The sequence below is a fragment of the Candidatus Palauibacter australiensis genome (assembly GCA_026705295.1).
GTDB classification, from domain to species: Bacteria; Gemmatimonadota; Gemmatimonadetes; order Palauibacterales; family Palauibacteraceae; genus Palauibacter; species Palauibacter australiensis.
In genome coordinates this window covers 15460-37546 of the sequence record JAPPBA010000111.1, presented here as the reverse complement: position 1 = coordinate 37546, position 22087 = coordinate 15460, and the positions used below count along the sequence as shown (strand labels likewise).

At 68.9% G+C, this 22087-nt stretch carries 13 protein-coding genes; 8 read left to right on the top strand and 5 right to left on the bottom strand.

Annotation, left to right across the window (positions count from 1 at the left end):
* Window positions 1–61 precede the first annotated feature (61 nt).
* From OXN85_08690 to OXN85_08670, 5 genes are all read left to right on the top strand, one after another.
* Complete coding sequence (locus OXN85_08690) at window positions 62–1114, top strand: M14 family zinc carboxypeptidase (protein MCY3600035.1); 1053 nt, start codon at window positions 62–64, stop codon at window positions 1112–1114.
* Window positions 1063–2982, top strand: coding sequence for a M66 family metalloprotease (locus OXN85_08685; protein ID MCY3600034.1), 1920 nt, complete (start codon window positions 1063–1065; stop codon window positions 2980–2982). Before OXN85_08690 ends, OXN85_08685 begins: the two co-directional genes overlap by 52 nt.
* Window positions 2979–3539 (top strand): hypothetical protein, encoded by a 561-nt coding sequence (locus tag OXN85_08680; GenBank protein ID MCY3600033.1) that lies wholly within the window; start codon window positions 2979–2981, stop codon window positions 3537–3539. The genes OXN85_08685 and OXN85_08680 overlap by 4 nt, the downstream gene beginning before the upstream one ends.
* 49 nt (window positions 3540–3588) lie before the next feature.
* The gene (locus OXN85_08675; GenBank protein ID MCY3600032.1) at window positions 3589–5544 is read left to right on the top strand and encodes a prolyl oligopeptidase family serine peptidase; all 1956 of its coding nucleotides are present in this window, start codon (window positions 3589–3591) and stop codon (window positions 5542–5544) included.
* A 119-nt stretch (window positions 5545–5663) separates the two neighbouring features.
* The gene (locus tag OXN85_08670) at window positions 5664–5870 is read left to right on the top strand and encodes a hypothetical protein (GenBank protein ID MCY3600031.1); all 207 of its coding nucleotides are present in this window, start codon (window positions 5664–5666) and stop codon (window positions 5868–5870) included.
* 76 nt (window positions 5871–5946) lie between these two features.
* Here OXN85_08670 and OXN85_08665 read toward each other — a convergent pair whose 3' ends face one another.
* The 5 genes from OXN85_08665 to OXN85_08645 all read right to left on the bottom strand — a co-directional run bounded on the left by OXN85_08665 (window position 5947) and on the right by OXN85_08645 (window position 12937).
* Window positions 5947–7680: a serine hydrolase gene (locus OXN85_08665; protein ID MCY3600030.1), complete on the bottom strand. Its 1734-nt coding sequence runs from the start codon at window positions 7678–7680 to the stop codon at window positions 5947–5949.
* Between the two features lie 55 nt (window positions 7681–7735).
* Window positions 7736–9361: a PQQ-dependent dehydrogenase, methanol/ethanol family gene (locus OXN85_08660; protein ID MCY3600029.1), complete on the bottom strand. Its 1626-nt coding sequence runs from the start codon at window positions 9359–9361 to the stop codon at window positions 7736–7738.
* Window positions 9358–10176 (bottom strand): c-type cytochrome, encoded by an 819-nt coding sequence (locus tag OXN85_08655; GenBank protein ID MCY3600028.1) that lies wholly within the window; start codon window positions 10174–10176, stop codon window positions 9358–9360. Before OXN85_08655 ends, OXN85_08660 begins: the two co-directional genes overlap by 4 nt.
* A gap of 62 nt (window positions 10177–10238) precedes the next feature.
* Window positions 10239–12317 (bottom strand): S9 family peptidase, encoded by a 2079-nt coding sequence (locus tag OXN85_08650; GenBank protein MCY3600027.1) that lies wholly within the window; start codon window positions 12315–12317, stop codon window positions 10239–10241.
* Window positions 12318–12319: 2 nt separating this feature from the next.
* Window positions 12320–12937 (bottom strand): hypothetical protein, encoded by a 618-nt coding sequence (locus OXN85_08645; protein ID MCY3600026.1) that lies wholly within the window; start codon window positions 12935–12937, stop codon window positions 12320–12322.
* Window positions 12938–13046: 109 nt separating this feature from the next.
* On the opposite strand from OXN85_08645, the gene OXN85_08640 reads away from it, so the two are divergent.
* The 3 genes from OXN85_08640 (at window position 13047) to OXN85_08630 (ending at window position 21928) form a co-directional block, all read left to right on the top strand.
* Entirely contained in the window at window positions 13047–15041 is a 1995-nt protein-coding gene (locus tag OXN85_08640; protein ID MCY3600025.1) for a prolyl oligopeptidase family serine peptidase, read from the top strand.
* A gap of 362 nt (window positions 15042–15403) precedes the next feature.
* Entirely contained in the window at window positions 15404–18499 is a 3096-nt protein-coding gene (locus tag OXN85_08635; protein MCY3600024.1) for an Ig-like domain-containing protein, read from the top strand.
* A 333-nt stretch (window positions 18500–18832) separates the two neighbouring features.
* Window positions 18833–21928: an Ig-like domain-containing protein gene (locus tag OXN85_08630; protein ID MCY3600023.1), complete on the top strand. Its 3096-nt coding sequence runs from the start codon at window positions 18833–18835 to the stop codon at window positions 21926–21928.
* Window positions 21929–22087: the final 159 nt, after the last annotated feature.

Below are 22087 nucleotides of genomic sequence, written 5' to 3'. Positions count from 1 at the left end.
GGTGCCGCCCAACCCCGGCGCAACCGGGAATAGGAACGGAGTCAGCCGACCGAAGGAGAGTGTGATCGAGATCCCGCTGACGGGACGGTTCAACCGGATCATGTCCGCCCGGGACGTTGCCACGGCTTCCGGGTGCGTGCTCGGGACGTCTCGCGAGGGACGGCCCGTCCGGGGTTTCCGCTTCGGGCGCGGGCCCGAGGCCGTGAGCCTGCTCGGCGGTTGCCACGCCGACGAACCGGTGGGGCCGCGCCTTCTGCGTCGTCTCGCCGGCTACCTGGCGGGACTCGACGCGGAGGATCCGATGCTCACCCGCCATCAGTGGTGGATCATCCCGCACATCAATCCGGACGGCGAGCGCCGCAACGCCCCGTGGCAGGATCCCGACGCGGACGCCTACGATCTCGGGCGATACCTGGCGGGCAAGGTGCGGGAACTGCCCGGCGACGACATCGAATTCGGCTTCCCCCGCGACGACGCCGATCCAGGCGCGCGGCCAGAGAACCGCGCGGCCTACGACTGGTGGCGCACCTGCGATCGACCGTTCGCGCTGCACGCCTCCCTGCACGGCATGGGGTTCGCCGCGGGTCCCTTTTTCCTCATCGATCGCGCCTGGGAAAACCGGTGCGAAGCGCTCAAGGCCTCCTGTCGTCGACGCGCACGGGCGCTCGGTTACGCGCTGCACGATGTCGAGCGTCACGGGGAGAAGGGTTTCTTCCGCTTCGAACGGGGGTTCGCCTCGCGGCCCGACTCGAAACGCATGGCCGCCCACTTTGAAGCCCTGGGCGACTCCGCGACGGCGTCGCGCTTCTGGCCGAGTTCGATGGAAGCGGTGCGCTCCTTCGGCCACGACACGCTCACGCTCGTGTCGGAGATGCCGCTCTTCATCCTCCCCGGCGTGGGAGACAGGCCGGGCCCGCCGGACCCGGTCGCCGAACGCTGGAAGAGACGGCTCGACGGTTGGAGACACGAGCTGTCCGCGGGGGCCGCGCCAGACGCGATCTCCGCCGACGCGAGGAAGAGCGGACTGGTCCCGATGCCGGTGCGCGACCAGATGATGCTGCAATGGACGTTCATCGCCGCAGGATTGCGTCAAACGCGCGCTTCGGCGTCGTGACCGCCACGGACGACCCGGCGGCCGGCTTGCCCATGGTGCGGCGGGCGAACAAGGTGGGCAGCGTGAACAGGCGACTTCTATTCGCAACCCTCGCGGCGGCCGGCTGCAGCGACCTTGCATCGCAACCCGAGCGGGTTCCGGGAGCGCTCGAGCTTCTCCCGGCCGATGCCATCGTCCTCGAGGGCGAAACTGTCCGGTATCGGTTTCGGGTACTGGACGAGAGTGGTGCGGCCTTCAGCAGCATTCCCGCCTGGGCGCCGCCGCGCTGGTCCGTGTCCGATCCGTCCATCGCCTCAGTCAGCGCGGACGGGGAGGTCATCGGCCTCGAGGGGGGGTACGAAACGCGGGTTGCCGCGGAGGTGGCGAGCCTGCAGGCCGGCGCCTGGGTGAGGGTGAACCCCCGGAGCGTCACGATCGAAGCGGCCGCCGTGCATCTGACGCAGGCGGTGCAGACGCTGGGAGGGGACATCCCTCTGATTGCGGGCCGTTCAGCGCTCCTGCGAGTGTTCGTCACAGGTGACAAGACGAGCTTCTATCGTCCCCGTCCGCTCGCGACCTTCTATGAAGACGGTGCCGCGATCCACGCGATGCGCCTGGATCCCGCGGCCGACCGGATCCCTGTGGAGCCCGACGAGGGGAAACTCGACCGATCCTTCAACGGGGTCGTTCCGGGTGAGGTCCTGAGGCCCGGGGTCGAACTGGTCGTGGAGCTGGATCCGGACGGCCTCGTGCCGGCGGCCCAGGGAAGCGACCGGCGCGTGCCGGCCGAAGGACGCATGAGGCTGGATGTGCTGACCGTTCCGCCAATGCATCTGACGGTGGTACCGGTGTTGCACTCCGCGGATGCGGAGACCGCCCTGGCCTGGGTCAACGGGATGACGGAGACGAGCGCCGGGATCGCGTTCGTCCGTTCCATACTCCCGATCGGCGAACTGGAACTCACGCTACACGAGCCGTACCACACGACAGCGGACCTGAAGACGGCGGAAGGCTGGCTGGAGCTCTTGCGCGAGATCAGCGTGCTCCGGCTCACGGAACGACGGCGGGACTATTACTATGCCGCCCTCGCAGCGCCTCCGGATGCCCCGTTCAAGGGACTGGGCTATATCGGGCGGCCGATCGGCGTGGGCATACTCGATCTCGACACCTTCGCCCACGAACTCGGGCACAACATGGGGCTGCGGCATGCACCGTGCGGCCTGGCCCTGAACCCCGATCCGGACTTCCCGTACGAGGACGGCTCCATCGGCGTCTTCGGGTACGAGACGCGGCGCGGGGACACGCGAATGGTCGATCCGGCCGAGTATTGGGACCTGATGACGTACTGCGACCCGAGTTGGATCAGCGACTATCACTTCGTCAAGGCCATGGAGTTCCGGCGGGAGCACGAATCGCTGATCCTGCGGAGCGTCGAGCCCGAACCGACGCTGCTCCTCTGGGGGAATGCCGGCGCCGGGGACCTCCTGCTCGAGCCCGCCTTCGTCATCGACGCGCCCGCGACGACACCGACCGGCGAGGGTCCATATCGCCTGGAAGGGCTCGACGCGGCGGGCCGGTCCCTGTTTTCCTTCTCCTTCACGCCGGACGAACTGGAGTACGGCGGTGGACAGTTCGCCTTCGCGATTCCCTGGGAGAGCCGCTGGGGCGGTCCCGGTGGACTGAATCGGGTCGAACTCTCCGGTCCGGATGGCGCCGTCGCGATCCGACGCTCCGGGGGGCGCGCGACAGCCCTGGCTCTGGACCCGGGCACGCGCCGTCTGCGCGGCATCCTGCGCGACCCCGGGAAGGTGCCTCCGTGGGCGGAGGGGTTGGACCTCATGGTCAGCGACGGAGTCCCGCGCGAGGGGACCCCGCGGCCGCGGCAATGAACGGCCCGCGGCGCCGCGCCGCCTTCGTCCTGGCGCTGATGATGGCCGCAGGCACGCCGATCGTCGGGCGCGCCGCCGCGCAGACCTCCGTGGAGGTGCGGAGCGGCCTCGCCGTGGGGAATCACACGTCCACTGCGGCGGCTCTCGAATGGGCTCCTGCCCTCTCGTACGAAATCCGGATTGCGCGACGGCTGCGCCCACGGGTCGCCGTCTCCGCGGGGTATGTCCGTACCGCCTTCGGCTGCAGGGAGGGGTTCTGCCGCGGGAGAGAGCCGACGGTCACCGGCAACCACGCCGCCCTCGGCGTGGAGCTGTCGCGAGGCTGGCTGTGGGGCCGGGTCGGCGTCCTCTACGGCACGACGCGCGTCGGGACCGAAGGCGAGAGCCCGCGGGCGGGCCCCGGTCTGGAGGCGGGCGCAGGACTCCGCCTTCGCCTCGGCCGGGCACGCATCGGGCCGGGCCTGTCCTGGCGGCGCATGTCGGCCGACACCCCGTCGAGTACCGACCATGCCATGGCGCTCGGCTTCGATCTGGGCGTCGTATTCGAATTCGACTAGTGTCAACACCACGCTAGCTTCGCTTGCCCCACAGGTCCCGGAGGCTCGGATGCGCCGCCCACACAGCCGGTCCCGCGCCCCGCGTCGCCGCTTCCACGCGACGGCAGCCTTCTCGCTCCTGCTCTCGGTCGCGTGCGGGGCGCCCGGAGATTCGGCTCCCGGCGGGGGCTCGGCGGCGGCACTCGACCTCACGCTCGACAACATCCACCGCCACAACACGGGCGTGCGGGGCGTCTCGATCTCGCCGGACGGCCGTCACCTCGCGATCTCCGGCTCGGGGCCGGACGGTTCGGGGCTGTATGTCGCGGCGCGCGGCGAGGGAGGTGGCTTCGGGACGCCGCGCTTCTGGCTTCCGGGCTCGAATCCGGCTTGGGCCCCGGGCGGCGACCGGATCGCGTTTGCGACCGGCGGCCAGGTCCACGTCGCCGACGTCGGCGATGTCGAAGCGCGCCCGCTGATGGACCGCATGGAGGGTGTCCGGGCGCCGGCCTTCTCTCCGGACGGGCGGACGATCGCGTTCTACTCGACCGCGAGCGGCCACCAGGATATCTGGCTCGTGCCGGCCGACGGCTCGACTCCCCCGCGCCAGTTGACCGAGGCCGTCATGGCCCTCGACGATCCGCGTTTCGCGCCCGCCTGGCGACCGGGCGGCCGCGAGATCCTGTACGTGTCGAACGCCTCCGACTACTGGCACGACGACCTCTGGCTCGTCGACGTCGAGACCGGAGATCGCCGGCAGCTCACCCGCACGCTGATGGCGATGTCCACCCCCGTGTGGTCGCCGGAGGGGGACCGGATCGCCGTGTTCGGCACGGCGAAGGACGAATACTGGTACGAGGATCTCTCCTACATCTACGTGATCGAAGACCTGGAGGTGGGCGACGGGGCGTCGGAGCGCATCGTGGACATGCAGGTCTACGCGACGGATGCGGCGATGCGGCACGCCCCGTCGTGGTCGGCGGATGGCGCGTTCATCCACTTCCCCTACCTCGAACGCGGCACGGTCAACGTGTGGGCGGTGCCGGCCGCCGGCGGCGTGGCCACGCGCGTCACCCACATGGAGGGGACGATCTCGAGCGTCAGCCACACGCCGGGCGCCGGGATCCTCGCCTTCGTCCGCTCGTCGCCGACGCGCGGAGGAGAAGCGTACGCTCTCGACCTCCTCGGTGGCGTCCCGGAGCGGCTCACCTCGTTCTCACCGTCCTGGCGGTCCGTCGCCGCGCCCCGCGAAATCGCCTTCCCGAGCTTCGACGGACTCCGCATCCAGGGCTTCCTCTACGACCCGCCGCAACGGGCGGCAGGGGCCGCCTGCCCGGCGCTCGTCCAGGTCCACGGGGGCGGGACGAACTCCTACCAGAGGGGCTTGAACCTCACCGAACAGTACCTCGCCTCGAAGGGGTTCGTGGTCCTTGCGATCAACTACCGTGGCGGTTCGGGCTTTGGGCGCGAGTTCCAGGATCTGTCCGTCGAGGACTGGCTGTGGGACCAGGCGCGCGATGCGGGCGCGGCGGCCGATTTTCTGCGCAAGCTTCCCCATGTGAACGGGAAGGTGGGGATCTACGGCGGCAGCTATGGCGGGAGCATGTCGCTGTCGGCGATCAGTCTCACCCCGGAGAAGTTCGACGCGGCCGTCCCCATGCGGGGCGCCTACTCGAAGCTGAACACGCTCGAGTACACGGATCGGCTGGGGAAGATCTTCTCGGTCACGGGACACGGCGGCACGCCGGAGGAGCGTCCCGATACCTACGCCAAGAGCAACGTCGTGTCGCGCATCGCCGACATCACGGCACCGGTCCTTCTCATGCACGGGGAACTCGACCGCCGCGTGCCGATCCAGAACTTCGAGAACGCCGTGGCCGAGTTCGAGCGGCTCCGCAAGAGCCTTGAGGTGAAGACGTACCCGGACGAAGCGCACGGCTTCCGGAACCCGGACAATCGCGTCGACACCTGGTCGCGCCTGGAGGCGTTCTTCAACCGGCACCTCGGCGGCTGCGTCTCGGGCTGAAGAGCGCCGGTCCGGAAACCCGCATCGCCGGCCCCACGTAGGAAGTCACGGTGCGGGCGTCGCCCCGCCGGTCGAGGAATCCGGACGATGGTCTCGATGGACTGCCTGGGAGGACATACGTGAAGAACCCGCTAACCGCCGCCGTGTTGAGCTTTCTCGTACCGGGCGTGGGCCAGTGGTACAACGGCAAGTTCCTGCGCGGCCTCTTCTGGTTGCTGGTGACCCCGGGCCTGTGGCTCGGAACCGGCGGCACGCTGGGCTGGATCTGCCACATCGTGTCCGCGGTCACGGCGTACAGCTACGCGAACCGGCTGTACGTCCGCTGACCCCTGGCAGGCCGTGGCAAGACCCCGCATCGGCGTCGAGAGCGGGGAAGCGCAGCGAGGCTTCTGCCACGGCCTGTTAGGGCACGCGTTCGAAACGGCCGTAGTAGTCCATCTCGACGCCCGTCACGCGGGCGGTGTCGTCCAGCAGGAACGAGACACCGATCCGGACGTCGCCGAACCACACGTCGAAGCGGTCTACGTGCCAGTGCTCAAGCGGCATCCGCACGGGCCGTTCCCGGCCATCGAACTCGGCCACGAGCCGCAATTCGCCGACCGACTCGCCAACTCCGTTCGCCGCCCCGTTGCCGGACCCGTTGCGTTCGGCGCCCGCCGAGGCGGTCGCGGCCGGACGTTCGTGCACTCCGGGGGTCCCATCCCACCGGCCCAACCGTCCCTCGGCGGGCATGAGCGCCGGGATCGCTTCGTCCGTCAGCCGGATGCGCAACTCGCCGGCGTAGCCGTTGCGGTAGGTCCCGACGTAGGCGGCGAGCGGTACCGAGGGACCCTGGTCGAGCCGGGCCGCCTGCCGCGCCTCCTCGGCCTCGAAGGTCCGCCGGTTCCCCTCGGCGACGCTCCGCTCGAATTCCGCGTGCCAGTTGCGGTTCCGCAGCTCGTCCGTGCCCACGAAACGCGCCATCGCCCACTTCGTGAGCACCCACGGCAGCTCCGAGTTCCGGTTCGTCGTCGCCCACACGCCGAAGCCCTGTTCCGGCGCCAGCGCGATCGAGCAGTTGAACCCCAGCGCGTTCCCCCCGTGGCCCACGCCGGTGACGTCCCCGAACCTCCCCGTCGACCAGCCCATCGCGTACGCGCCCGGCCCCTCGAACGGCATCCAGCTGCTCGGGTTCCGTATCACGGTGTGCGGCGTATGCATGAGTTCGACGGATGACCGGGAGAGCGGCGGGTTCGGGTGCGTGCCGACGTGGAACCGCATCCACTCGGTGATCTCGTCCGCCGACGTGATCACGCCGCCCGAGGGCACGGTGACGTCCTCCGCGTACTGCCACGGCACGGGCTCCAGCGGCATTCCCGTGGTTGCCGCGTTTCCGATGAACCGCCGCTGGATGATCGCATGCGGCTCGGCGTGGTTCGGACTCGCGTTCGCGGGTGCCATGCGCGCCGTCGTCGTCGACATCCCCAGCGGACTCCAGAGCTTCTCCCGCGCGTAGGAGTCCCAGTCCGTCCCGGAGACGGTCTCCACCAGGTGGCCCGTGAGGACGAACATGTCGTTTGTGTACCCGTAACGGTCGCGGAACGCGTGGTCCGGATCGGTGTGGGGAATTCGCATGAGATAGTCGCGCCTGTCGGTGACCAGGGGGCGCAGCGGCTGATTGCTCCCGGTCCCGACACGGTGCGTCACGATGTCCCGCACGCGGATCTCGCGCGTCGTCCACGGGTCGTGGAGACGGAACCACGGGATGTGGTCCGTGATGCGGTCGTCCCAGCGCAGTTTCCCCTCTTCGACCAGCGAGGCGATGGTCGCGGCCCCGAACGCCTTCGAGCAGGAGCCAATGCTGAACAGCGTCCCTCCGTCCACCGGCGTGTCCCGACCCAGCTCGCGCACACCGTAGCCGGCGGACAGGTAGCGCTCGCCCTCGTACACGATGGCCAGCCCCAGCCCGGGCACTTCCCACCGCGCCATGGCGTCCTCGACCCACGCGTCGATCTCTTCGACGCTGGGTGGAGGCGGGAGCGACGACTGCGCCTGGGCGGATACCGCCGCTGGCAGCAACGCTGCTCCGAGGAACACCGTGGCCGGTATGCCGCGACGTCGCGGCGGCTGCATGTAAAGACGGTTCCTGAATGTCATCACGGCCTCCTGCTCAAGTCGCCGGCCTGTTCGCCCGGCGCTGTTCCCAAACACACTAGGGGAGTCCGAATACCCAGAGGACTCCGCCCGCGGCGGTCACGATTCGCTGCTCCCCGTCCACCTCGAACGACATGGGGTTGGTGCGGACGCCGGCGCCCGCCTGGAAGTCCCACAACGCCTCTCCCGTTTCCGCGTCGAGGGCGAAGATGTTGCCCTCGTTGCTTCCGCCGAAGACGAGGCCGCCTCGCGTAGCCATCACGCCGGCCCACGGGGGGGACAGGAGCGGGAACTCCCACCGCAGCTCCCCCGTGAGCGCGTCGAGCGCCTTCACGGCGCCGCTCGCCTCGTCGCCGGACAGCGCCTGCTCGCCGCCGCCGAGAAACGGCTGGCCGGGCTCGTATTCGACCTCGGCCTTGTAGTAGACGGCCCCCATGATCCGGGTCGCCTGGTAGAAGAGCCCCGTGTCCGGGCTGTACGAAGGGCTGAACCAGTTCGCCGCCCCCTGGAGGCTGGGCCAGACCAGGTTCCCTTCCTCCGTGGGCTCGGTGCCGGGAATTACGATCGGGCGGCCGTGCTCGTCGAGGCCCTCGGCCCACGTCTGCTTCGAGTACTCCAGGCCGTGCAGGAACTCGCCCGTCTCGCGGTCGAGCACGTAATAGAAGGCGTTCCGGTTCGCGGTCACGAGCAGCTTTCGGGGCTCGCCCTCCCATTCGGCGTCCACCAGCACCTGGATCTGATTCGCGTCCCAGTCGTGCGTGTCGTGCGGCGTGTACTGGAAGTACCACTGCATCTCGCCCGTGTCGGGATCGAGGGCGAGGATGGAATTCGTATACAGGTTGTCCCCGGGCCTCAGGTCCCCGTTCCAGTCGGGTGCGGGGTTGCCCGTCGGCCAGTACAGGAGATCGAGTTCCGGGTCGTAGGAGCCGGTGAGCCAGGTGGAGCCGCCACCGTGCTCCCAGCTGTCGCCACCCCACGTCTCGCTCCCCGGCTCGCCCGGCCGCGGGATCGTGAACGTGCGCCAGAGGAGAGTTCCGGTCTCGGGGTCGTAGGCGTCGACGAAGCCGTTCGCGCCGGCCTCCGCGCCCGACACGCCGACGATGACTTTGCCGTCGAGTGCGAGCGGCGCTGTCGTGATCGAGAAGCCGAGGAAGTTGTCCGCGACGTCCACCTCCCAGCGGAGCGCGCCGGAGCCTGCGTCGAGCGCCACGAGGCGGGCGTCGAGCGTGCCCACGAACACCGTCTCGTCGAGGATGGCGACGCCACGGTTCACGCGCGGGAAGCCGATGTTCTTCGTCGAGGCGGGAACTTCCGCCGACCAGTGCCAGAGGCGGCGCCCGCTGCGCGCGTCGAGCGCGCTCACGTTGCTCGGCGGCTCCGTCACGTACATCACGCCGTCCACCACGACCGGCGTCGTCTCGATGAGCCCGCCGCTCATCTGGTAGGCCCAGATCACCTTGAGGTCGCCGACGTTGCCGCGATGGATCTCGTCGAGCGCGGAGAAGCGGTGCGAGGCGTAGTTGCCCGAGTACGTGAACCAGTTGTGCGGCTCGTCGTCCGCGTTCACGAGGCGCTCGAACGGTACCTGCGCGCCCACGCCCGCGACGGCGCCGCCGCACAGGAGAGCCGCCGCCGCGAGCGCGCCGGCCGCGACAGCCGAAGGAAGCCGTGGTCCAGGATTCACGATCCCTCCCCGAGGTCGGCGAGGAAGGCGACGAGATCGTCGATGTCCGCTTCCGTCATCTCCTCCACGGCGGGCATCAGGGAGTGATCGAACTGCTTCTCGAGTTCCACGAGATCTTCCTTGCGAAGCGAGACCGTGCGGCCGGAGATCGACCGCAACTGGATCGTGAAGGCATCCTCGTTCACGCGCATGCCCGTGATGACGCGGCCCTCGCGCGTGACCGCGCGGATCGGCAGGTATCCCCTGAACCCCCGCAGGATGCCTCGCCGCGAGACCGGCAGCTCCGAGTCGGGCGTCCGCAGAGACGCGTAGAGGTAGTCGACCCCGCGCCGCAGCCCGATGCCCGTGAGTTCGGGGCCGATCCCTGTCCCGCGGCCGTCGACGACGTGGCATGAGTAGCAGTCGCCGGCGGTGGCGAACACTTCCCGCCCGCGCGTGGCGTCACCCGAGACCTCCATGACGGCGTCCTGCCCCAGCGTGCGGACGTAGGCGGCCACGAGGTCGACCTCCAGATCCGACACCAGGTTGGACCTCGTCCCGGGCATGCCGGTACCGGGGATCCCGCTCCGGATCACCTGCACGAGCGACTCGTGGTCGGGCGCGCGGGGCAGGGTGGGGCGGGCCAGATTGGGCCCCTCGCCCCCGTGGCCGAGCATTCCGTGGCACCGGCCGCAGTGGGCCTGGTAGAACAGCTCGCCGCGCGCGAGACCGGCTTCGGTGACCTCGGGTTCATCCTGAGCCGCGGCGTGGCCGGGCACCGCAAGCACGCTCGCTGCCAGCGCGAGACCGCACAGACCCGGACGGGGCCGTCGCATGACCCTCCTCCTCCACAGGCGTTCGTTCATGCCGCTAATCAACGTAGCCGCCCGGCGGGCCCCTACGGAACCAGCGCCTCCGGCTCCAGGACCCACCGCCTGAGCCATTCCACGTTTCTCGACATGAGATCGCGCTGGAGACGCGGAGATCTAACCCCATGTGGTTGATCCGGATAAAGGACGAGCGTCGTCGGCGCTTTACCGATGGCGCGGACGGCCTCGAAGAACTGGATGCTCTGTTCCGCCGGTACCCTCTCGTCCCTCTCACCCACCTGGATCAGGAGCGGTGTCGTCACGTTTTCAACATGACGGTAGGCGGAGCGCTCCTCGTACAAGTCCCAGTCCTCCCACGGCTTCGGGCCCAGGTAGGTGTGGTAGAACTCGGGGATGTCCGTCTGGGAATACATGGAGATGAGGTCGTTCGCGCCGGCGCCCGCGCTCGCAGCCCTGAAGCGGTCGGTCTGCGTGATGCCCCAATAGGTGTGGTGCCCTCCGAAGCTCCATCCGCTCACGGCGAGCCGGTCGGGATCCGCGATCCCGCGCTCGACCATGGCGTCCACGCCGGAGTCGATGTCGACCCAATCCCGGCCGGAGATGTCGCCGCGGTTGAGACCGCGAAAGCGCTCCCCGTAGCCGCTCGACCCCCGGTAGTTCGGCTGCAGGACGGCGAAGCCCATGCCCGCGTAGACCTGTACCGGGTAAGCGCCACGCGTCGCGTTGAAGCGGTCGGATGAGATGCCGGACGGCCCCCCGTGGATCACGAGGACCATCGGGACGCGGTCCCCCTCCTCGTACCCGACGGGAAGGGTGAGAACGCCTTCGATGTCCTCGCCTCCGGCGCGCGAAGGCCACGACTCGACCCGCTGTTCGCCGAGCGCGAGGTCGGCCACCTGCGGATTCAGGTCGGTCAGGCGCTCGGGGCGAAAGGAATCCATCGGAGTGATGAAGAGGTCCGGCGGCGCCATGCCGTCCTCGGCGGTGAACGCGAGCCAGCGCCCGTCCGCCGACGCGGAGGCGCCGGAGTAGTAATGCGGGCCGTCAGCCAGATCGCCCGGAGGACCTGTGGCGTCGCCGTTGGCGAGCGGAATCCGGTACACGGCGGCTCCCGTGCGTCGGGCCGCCGAGACGATGAGCTGCGCACCATCGATGTGGACGAGGTTCGCGTTCGCGTCCAGACCGGCCGTGAGCGACACGGGCTCCAGCGCGGCGCCGGCCTCGTCGAACGGCACCCGCCAGAGTTGTCGATTGAAGGTCCCGAGCAGTTGCCCCGTTCCGGACACGACGAGGCCCGACGCATCGTCCCACGCCACCGGATTCTCCCCGCCCGGCATCGACGTGACGCTCCGGGCCTCCGCTGACGCCCCCTCCTGCACGTACGTCGCACCGTAGTACGTCGTCCTCAGCACCGGCGACGACCGCGCGCCGAAGGCCACGGCTCGCGAATCCGGGGACCATACGAAAGACACCACGTGGAGACCGTCCGGCGACCATCTCACGCCCTCGGCGGCCACGTCGTCCTCGAGTTCGGCGACGTGGAGGCGCGACCACTGGTCCGTGTAGACCGAATCCCACACCATCGGGCGCCCGCGCACCTCCTCGAGTTCGCGGTCCGCCTCCGTCGCGGGCGGGCTCGCCACGAAACCGAGCCGCCGGCCATTGGGCGCGAAGCGGAAGCCGCCGACCGAGGTCTCGTGGGACGTCACCTGCCACGCCTCGCCACCGTCGGGCCGGATACCGTAGACCTGCCTGACGCCCTCCCGGTCCGAGGAGAAGGCGAGCCATTCCCCCGACGGGTGCCAGACCGGCGCATCGTCGGAACCGGGACGGAACGTGAGCTGGCGGGCAGCGGCCGGGCCTCCCGCCGTGGGCACGACCCACACGTCGGTCTCCTGGCGGTCCTCCTCCATGTCCCGTTCCGTGACGACGTAGGCCACCCACCGTCCGTCCGGACTCACGGAGATCTGCGAGAGGCTCCTGAGGGCGAGGACATCCTCGACCGTCATCGGCCGGCCCTCCTGGGCGTCCAATCCGGTGGAGAGGGCAACGGAGAGGATGACGGAGAGGACGGACCCCGCGGCGAGGACCCGGGAGGTGGGGAAGATCGCGGCACGCATGGCACACCCCTGACGTTGGAGAAGCATCGTTACTCTTCGCCGCTCACGCCCAGAAAGAGCAGGACGAACGCCGCCGCCTGCACGACGTGGTACAGCGCGTTGTGGTCGAACCACACCGGGTGGATCGGGATCTGCAGTTGCTGGATGGCGGCCGCCGCGAAGGTGAGCCCGAAGCCGATCAGCGCCCGCCGCCGGCTCGCGGTGGGCCGGCGGCGATAGGCGAGCGCGAAGCGCACCGTGAGATAGATGACGGCGGGCAGATAGAAGGCGACCGCGACGGCGAACGCCTGCCACCCGGCCAGCACGACGGCGACGTAGGCGACGTACGCGAGCCCCGCGATTCGCGTGACCCACCGTGCACCTGTCGCCTGGCCACCGACGCGGGCGCCCAGTCCCCAGGCCGCGAGCCCGGTCGCGCCGACCGTGAGGATCGTGGCCGGCCACAGGACGCGGTATCCGAGGGTCGCGGCGTCCCCGAAGAAGCCATGCACCGTGCCGCCGAAGAGGGCCGCGGCGCCGGAGCCGGCGAAGAGCCCCATCGCCCACGGGCGCAGGTCGGCCCGCACGTGCGAGCGAGCGCGCCAGACCAGAAAGGCGCAGAGCAGGGTGAGCCCGTAGTCGGTCAGCGTGACGGCAGGTTCGGTCAAGGCGCTTCGCCCTCCGGTCGCGGAATGGGTTTTTCCTTCTCTGATCGGTATTGTCGGACCATCGCCCGGGGCAATACTCACACCACACCAGCCCAAAGGAGGAGGAGCCGTGCCTCGATCCCCGCGAACCGTCCGAACGCGCTACCTCCTGCCCGCGGTCATGGGGCTCCTCGCTGCCGGTTGCTCGTCCTCCAGCCGCGGCGTCGACGAAGCGGGCCGGATCCCGCTCACGCTGGAGAACGTCTTCACCGCCGGAGGGGGCGCGGGGCGGGCGGTGCTCTCGCCCGACGGGTCCATGCTCGCCGTGGCCGGACCCGCCGGGGGCGGCAGCGGATCCGGTGTTCACCTTGTCCCGATTCCGGCGCCGGCGGAGGTGGTGGCCGCCGGGGGAGACGCCTCGACCTTCCGGGTCGCCGGCCGGGCGCAGACGTGGTCGCCGGACGGAGAGCGGCTGGCCTTCATCGCCGGAGGAGACCTCCTTGTCGCCGCCACCGGAGAGCCGGGCCGGGTGGTGGTGGAGGGCGCGAGCGGCCTGCGGGCCCCGTCGTGGTCGCCGGATGGGGAGACCTTGGCGTACTACTCCACGGGGTCCGGTTCCCAGGACATCTGGCTCGTGGACGCCGCCGGGGCGGCGCCGCCCCGGCAGCTGACGGCCGGCGCGGCGGAGGCCGAGGACAGCCGCTTCAGCCCCATGTGGTCGCCGGACGGCCGGTGGATCGCCTACATCTCGAACCGGGCCGACTGGTGGCACGACGACGTGTGGCTCGTCGCCGTGGCGTCCGGCGAGACCCACCGGGTCTCCACTTTGCTCATGGCCTCATCCAGCCCCGTCTGGTCGCCGGACGGATCGACCCTCGTGCTGATGGGGACGGCCAAGGACGAGTACTGGTATCAGGACCTCGCCTACCTGTACCGGATCGACCTCGACTTCACCGGCGCCGCTCCGCGCGCCCTCCGGGAAGCGCCGCTCGACATGCAGGTCTACGCGACCGACGCGATCATGCGCTTCGACCCCTTCTGGTCCGGCGACGGCGAGCGCATCTACTTCCCGTACCAGCAGCGCGGGGCCTTCGACTTGTGGTCCGTCCCCGCGTCGGGCGGCGTCGCCACGCGCGTCACGAACGTCGGCGGATCCTGGTCATCCCTGCACGCGACGCCGGACGGCCGCCGCGCCGCGTTCACGCGCGATGCGGCGACGGAGGGCAGGGAAGCCTGGTTCCTCGACCTCGGGGGCGGCACCCCGGTTCGCCTGACGGACTTCTCGCCGCACTTCGAGGGCGTCCAGCGGCCTGCGGAGATCTCCTTCCGCTCCTTTGACGGCTTGTACATCCAGGGATTCCTCTACCTGCCGCCGGCGATCCGGGCCGCGCGCTCCGCCGGCTCCGACCCGCCCGCCTGCCCGGCTCTCGTCCAGGTACACGGCGGCGGAACGAACTCCTACACGCAGGGGACGAACCTCGTGGAGCAGTACCTGGCGAACGAGGGATTCGTCGTGCTCGCCATCAACTATCGCGGAGGGTCCGGCTTCGGGCGTGAGTTTCAGGATCTGTCGGTGGAGGACTGGCTGAACGACCAGTCGAAGGACCCGGGCGCCGCGGCGGACTGGCTGCGCCGCCAGCCGTACGTGAACGGGCGCATCGGCATCTACGGCGGGAGCTACGGAGGCATGCAGTCCATGTCCGCGATCACGCGCACGCCCGACAAGTTCGACGCGGCCGTCCCCATGCGCGGCATCTACTCCGAATCCCTGACGCTGCCGCACGCGGACCGCGTGGGGAAGATCTTCGCGATCACGGGGCACGGCGGGACGCCGGAGGAGCGGCCCGACATCTACGCGAAGAGCGAGACGCTCGACCGGATGGACCGCATCACGGCGCCCGTCCTCATCATGCACGGAGAGTTCGACGTAAGGGCGCCGTTCGAGAATTTCGAACTCGCGGTCGAGCGGCTCGAGGCGCTCGGCAAGGAGTTTGAATCGAAGACGTACCCCGAGGGCCACGGCTTCCGGGACCCCGCCAATTCGATCGACATGTACGGCCGGCTCCAGGCCTTTTTCGACAAGCACCTCGGAGGATGCCAACCCCGCGGCGCGTCTCCGGATTAGCGTGACCTCCGGTATTGTCCGACCACCGCCCCGGGCAATACTCCACGGCTTCCGAAACCCCTCCGGTTCGATTGATATGTACAGCCGGCTCCATGGATCTTTCGACAAGCATTTTCGAGGATGCCAAGCCGACGGCGCGTCTCTAGATTAGTGTAACAGTTGCCCTTCCCCCCAAGACTCAAGGCAGACCCATGGCGACGCGCAACCGCACGAGCTCCGATTCCGAAGGTTCAGCTTTCTCTCGCGTCCGTGTCTGGCGTTCCGCGGCGCTCGGCTTTCTCGGTCTGGCCATTCTCTCCTGTGGCGGAGGGGAGACTTCGGGGCCGCCGCCCGGGCCGCCGCCGCCTCCTCCGACCGCGACCGTGCCGGCGAGAATCACGCTGGACCCGGAAGAGGTCGCGGTCGTGGCGGGCGACACGGTTCGGGTGCGGGCGCGCGTCCTGAACGACCGGGCGCAGCCCATCTCGGATGCGGTGGTGACGTGGACAAGCAGCGATCCGACCGTCGCGGCGGTCGACGCCACCGGACTCGTGACCGGCCTGAAGGAGGGCAACGCGAGCCTGACCGCCACGTCGGGCCCCGTCTCGAACTCCGCTCCGGTCGCGGTGCACAGCCTGGATCGCGCGACGCTCATGGACCTCTACCTCGGCACGCGCGGGGGCGAGTGGACGAACAACGGCGGCTGGGGGACCGACGCGCCGGTCGGGAGCTGGTACGGCGTGACGGCGAACGAGCAATCCCGTGTGACGGCGATCGAGCTGAGCGAGAACGGCCTGAACGGTCAGCTTCCCGACGACCTCGGCAGCATGGCCTTCCTCACCGAAGTGGAGGTGGGCGGGAACGGCAACCTCTCCGGTCCCATCCCGTTCTCCCTGTCGGCGCTGGGCATCCAGACGCTCAACTACGGCGGCACGATGCTCTGCACCGTTCGCGATGAGGGCTTCCAGGCGTGGCTGAACGCCGTTCCCACGCGCGAGGGCGAGTTCCTCGCTTGCAACGAGGAACGGTCGGACCTGATGAAGTTGTACGAGGCCATGGGAGGAGAGAACTGGACGGAGTCAGGCAACTGGGGGACCGACGCTCCGCTCGGGAACTGGTCCGGCATCGCAGTCGATTCGGCCGGCCGGGTCACTACGATCAACCTGAACCGCAACGGCCTCTCGGGCGAGATTCCTCCCGAGATCCAGTACTTCCCGTACCTGCGGGTGCTCCGTCTGGACTATAACCGGCTCGAGGGCGAGATCCCGCCGGAAATCGGCCTGCTCACCGAACTGCGGCGGATGGACATCGACGGCAACAACTTCAACGGCAGCATCCCGCCCGAGTTCGGGAAGCTCGTCAACCTCGAAGTGCTCTGGATGGGCGGCAACCAGATGAGCGGCCCCATCCCGCCCGAGTTCGGGAACCTCGAGAGCCTCCGGATACTCCACCTCTACGAGGCCCGGTTCGAGGGCTCGATCCCCGAGGAGTTCGGAAGGCTGACCGAACTGGAGATCCTCCGCATCACGGAGACGAACATCGACGGGGGACTGCCCGAAAGCATGGCGGCGCTCGGGAGGCTCCGTGCGATCCGCCTCTTCGAAAACGAGTTGTCGGAACCCCTCCCCTCGTGGATTGGGCAACTCGACAGCCTGTTCTCGCTCTGGGTCTCCGACAACGACATCGAGGGGCCGCTTCCTGCCGGACTCGGTCAGGCCGACAGCCTCCGCTTTCTCTGGGCGCAGAACAACCGGTTGTCCGGACCGCTGCCCGCCGACCTTGGCGACGCAAGCGGGCTCTACAGCGTACGGCTCAATGGCAACCCGGACCTGTCGGGCCCGGTGCCGGAGAGCATGACCGCGCTCGATGAGATCTTCGAGCTGCAGGCGGCGGACACCGGGTTGTGCATGCCGCAGACTCCCGCCTTCCGTACGTGGCTGGAGTCCGCGCTCTCGAAGTACCGGATCCGGACCTGCGGGGCCGAGGCCCACGCCGAGGCCTACCTGACGCAGGCGGTGCAGTCGCGCGACTATCCCGTGCCGCTGGTGGCCGGGGAGGAGGTGCTCCTGCGCGTCTTCGTGACATCCGAACAGGAGACCGGGGCGCTGCTCCCGCCCGTCCGGGCCACGTTCTTCCTCGACGGCGCGGAGGTGCACGTGGAGGACATCCCCGCCGGTTCAGCGGCGATTCCGACGGAGGTGCAGGAGGGCGAACTCGACCTCTCGCCTCATGCCATCATCCCCGCCGACGTGATCCAGCCGGGGTTGGAGATGGTCGTGGAGGTGGACCCCGATGGCACGCTCGACCCGAACCTGGGCGTGTCGAAGCGCATCCCCGAGACCGGGCAATCGGCCGTTGATGTGAAGGCCGTGCCTCCGATGTACCTGACCCTGATCCCGTTCGTCTCGACCGTCGACAACGACCAGGGTGCCGTGACGCTCGTCAGCAACGCCGACCCGGACGACGAGATCTTCTGGCAGACGAACAATTACCTCCCCGTCGAGGAACTACAGATCATCCGGCACGCGAGCGTCAGGATCGACACGAACGACATCTTCGAGATCCTGGACCGGGTCGTGACCATCCGGACGGTGGAGGATGGAGTCGGACACTGGATGGGGCTCATCCCGGACGCAGATGGTGCCGCGGGCGTCGCGTGGCTGCCATTCGGGCCCGACAGCCTTACCCACCTGGGGAAGACTGCGGTCTCGATACTGAGCGCGGAGACGATCGCGCACGAACTCGGGCACAACATCAGCCTGTCGCACGCGGCGTGCAGGGGAGACGAAGGAGGTCCGGACCTCACCTTCCCGCACGAGAACGGTGGGATCGGCGTCTGGGGCTGGGATCCGCGCGACGGCGGGTCGCTCGTGGACCCCGCATCCACGGTCCGGGACTTCATGACCTACTGCGACCCGTCGTGGGTCAGCGACTACTACTTCTCGAACGCGCTGCGCTTCCGTCTCCAGGACACGACCGACGTTCGGCGGGATGCGCCGGCCGCCTCGCGGATGCTCGTGGTGTCCGGCGGCGTCACGGCGGACGGCGATCCCTGGCTCGATCCCGCCTTCGTCGTCGACACACGGCCGGCCGTGCCCACCTCCGGCGGGCCGTGGCGGTTGACCGGGCGCCGGGCGGACGGCGGCGAACTCTTCTCGCTCAGCTTCACGATGGCCGGCGTGTGGGATGGCGACGGTCGGTCCGGATTCTCGTTCGCGCTGCCCGTGCAGCCGACTTGGGCGACGGAGATGGCGAGCCTCGTGCTCTCCGGGCCGGGCGGCAGCGTGGAGATGACGGAGGGAAGCGAGCCTCCGGTCGCGATCCTGCGCGATCCGCGGACCGGCGAGGTGCGGGCCATCTTCACCGACCTGCCGGCGGGTCCGCTGGCCCAGAGCGCGGCGGGTGCCCGCGCGCCGGAGCCGGGACTCGAAGTGATGGTGAGCAGCGGACTCCCGGACGCGTCGGCCTGGCGACGCTGACGGGGTACAGCCTCCAGGCACGTTGGAGGATGCCAACCCGGCGGCGCGTATCTAGGTTAGGGAGGTGGTCTCTTTTCAGTGATACCGGGGGTGTTGCGCGGTAACGATTCGGCAGTCCTTCGCCGTTCGTCGCCGCTTCTCCCCAAGACGCAAGGCAGACCCATGGCGAAGCGCACCCGCACGATCTCCGATTCCGAAGGTTCAGCTTTCTCTCGCGTCCGTGTCTGGCGTTCCGCGGCGCTCGGCTTTCTCGGTCTGGCCATTCTCTCCTGTGGCGGAGGGGAGACTTCGGGGCCGCCGCCCGGGCCGCCGCCGCCTCCTCCGACCGCGACCGTGCCGGCGAGAATCACGCTGGACCCGGAAGAGGTCGCGGTCGTGGCGGGCGACACGGTTCGGGTGCGGGCGCGCGTCCTGAACGACCGGGCGCAGCCCATCTCGGATGCGGTGGTGACGTGGACAAGCAGCGATCCGACCGTCGCGGCGGTCGACGCCACCGGACTCGTGACCGGCCTGAAGGAGGGCAACGCGAGCCTGACCGCCACGTCGGGCCCCGTCTCGAACTCCGCTCCGGTCGCGGTGCACAGCCTGGATCGCGCGACGCTCATGGACCTCTACCTCGGCACGCGCGGGGGCGAGTGGACGAACAACGGCGGCTGGGGGACCGACGCGCCGGTCGGGAGCTGGTACGGCGTGACGGCGAACGAGCAATCCCGTGTGACGGCGATCGAGCTGAGCGAGAACGGCCTGAACGGTCAGCTTCCCGACGACCTCGGCAGCATGGCCTTCCTCACCGAAGTGGAGGTGGGCGGGAACGGCAACCTCTCCGGTCCCATCCCGTTCTCCCTGTCGGCGCTGGGCATCCAGACGCTCAACTACGGCGGCACGATGCTCTGCACCGTTCGCGATGAGGGCTTCCAGGCGTGGCTGAACGCCGTTCCCACGCGCGAGGGCGAGTTCCTCGCTTGCAACGAGGAACGGTCGGACCTGATGAAGTTGTACGAGGCCATGGGAGGAGAGAACTGGACGGAGTCAGGCAACTGGGGGACCGACGCTCCGCTCGGGAACTGGTCCGGCATCGCAGTCGATTCGGCCGGCCGGGTCACTACGATCAACCTGAACCGCAACGGCCTCTCGGGCGAGATTCCTCCCGAGATCCAGTACTTCCCGTACCTGCGGGTGCTCCGTCTGGACTATAACCGGCTCGAGGGCGAGATCCCGCCGGAAATCGGCCTGCTCACCGAACTGCGGCGGATGGACATCGACGGCAACAACTTCAACGGCAGCATCCCGCCCGAGTTCGGGAAGCTCGTCAACCTCGAAGTGCTCTGGATGGGCGGCAACCAGATGAGCGGCCCCATCCCGCCCGAGTTCGGGAACCTCGAGAGCCTCCGGATACTCCACCTCTACGAGGCCCGGTTCGAGGGCTCGATCCCCGAGGAGTTCGGGAACCTGAGCGAACTGAGGCGGCTGAGGATCGCCGACACCAGGATCGATGGTCCGCTTCCGGCAAGCCTTGGGGCGCTCGAGAAGCTTCAGATGCTCCAGGTCTACCAGAGCCTCGTGTCGGGCCCCATTCCCCCGGCGATTGCCCAGATCGACAGCCTGTGGCTGCTGGAGTTGTCCGACAATGAAATCGAAGGGCCGCTGCCCGGGGAACTTGGCCAGCTCGATAGCCTCCAGGTGATCGCAGTGGACGGCAACATGCTGTCGGGCGCACTGCCGCCGGAACTCGGCGACGCCGGCGCGCTCGAGGTTCTCTGGTTCCAGGACAACCCTGACCTGTCGGGTCCTTTGCCCGAGAGCATGACGCAGCTCGAGGAACTCTTTGAACTGGTTGCGTCCGGCACCGGGTTGTGCATGCCGCAGACACCCGCATTCCGCACGTGGCTGGAGTCGGCGCTCCCGAAGTACAGGATCCGGACATGCGGCGGGGAGGCCCATGCCGATGCCTACCTGATTCAGGCAGCGCAGTCGCGCGACTACCCCGTCCCGCTCGTAGCCGGCAGAGAGGCGCTCCTGCGCGTGTTCGTAATGTCCGAACAGGAGACCGGGGCCATGCTCCCGCCCGTCCGGGCCACCTTCTTCGTGGACGGTGCGGAGGTGCACGTCGAGGACATCCCGGCGGGTTCAGCCGCGATCCCGACGGAAGTACAGGAAGGAGAACTGGATCTTTCGCCCCACGCCGTTATCTCCGCCGATGTGATCCAGCCCGGACTGGAAATGGTTGTGGAGATCGACCCCGATGGGACGCTCGATCCGAGCCTCGGCGTGTCGAGGCGCATCCCGGAGAGCGAACGGATGGCGGTGGATGTGAAGGCCGTGCCGCCGCTGCTTCTGACCCTGCTCCCCATGGTCTGGACGGGGGACAACGACCGCGAGGCCGCGACGTTCGTGAGTACGGCCGACCCTGAGGACGACTTCTTCTGGCAGACGAGGACGTATCTCCCGGTGGCGGACATCGAGCTTACACGCCATCCGAGCGTTACGGTCGATTCGAACGACTCCGGCGACCTCATTGCCGATGTCGGAAGGATTCGGGTGATGGAGGATGGGGTGGGACACTGGGTGGGTATGATCCCGGATATCGGGGGTAACATTGCGGGTCGCGCGACCTTCCCGTTCTTCTCGAACGAGATCCCCTACTCCGGCAAAGTCGCGATCTCGGTTTTGAGCGCGGAGACGTTCGCCCACGAACTCGGTCATAACCTTAGCCTGTTCCACGTGCTGTGCTCGGGGAACGAAGGCGGCCCGGACCTGAGCTATCCCCACGACGGGGGGCGAATCGGCATCTGGGGCTGGGATTCGCGGGATGGCGGGTCGCTGGTCGACCCAGGCTCCCCGGTGCGGGACTTCATGTCGTATTGCGACCCGACGTGGGTCAGCGACTACTACTTCACGAACGCGCTGCGCTACCGGCTGCAGGATACGCTCGAGGTGTGGGAGGCGCCGGCCGCGAGCCGGACGCTGCTCGTATCCGGGGGGGCTGGCGCGGACGGTGCGCTCCACCTCGACCCCGCCTTCGTCGTCGACGCGCGTCCGGTGTTGCCGCACGCGCCCGGGCCGTACACGCTGACCGGAGAGCGCGCCGACGGCAGCGAACTGTTCTCCATCAGCTTTGACATGGGAGTGATCTGGGACGGAGACGGGGAGTCCGGATTCACCTTCGCGCTGCCCGTGGAGCCGGTGTGGGAGACGGCGTTGACGAGTCTCTCCCTCGCCGGGCCGGGGGGTACCGTCGAGATCGCCGAGGGGAGCGAACCGCCGATGGCGATCTTGCGGGATCCGGGTACGGGCCAGGTCCGCGCCATCTTCCGCGATCTGCCCTCCGGTCCGCTGGCACAGAGCGCGGCGGAGGATCTCGCTCCCGAGCCAGGGCTCCAAGTACTCGTGAGCAGCGGGCTCCCCGGCGCGTCGGCCTGGCGCCGCTGATTCGGGGCTGAACCGCGCGGTCGGGCGATCGGCAGCTCGGCCGCGGGTTCCCCCGTCTCGCGGAGTCGGGGACCGCTCACTCTCCGGGCGGGCGGAACTGCGGGAATTACGAACGGGAGGGCGCATGCGATCGAAATCGACTTCTCCATCCTCGGTTTC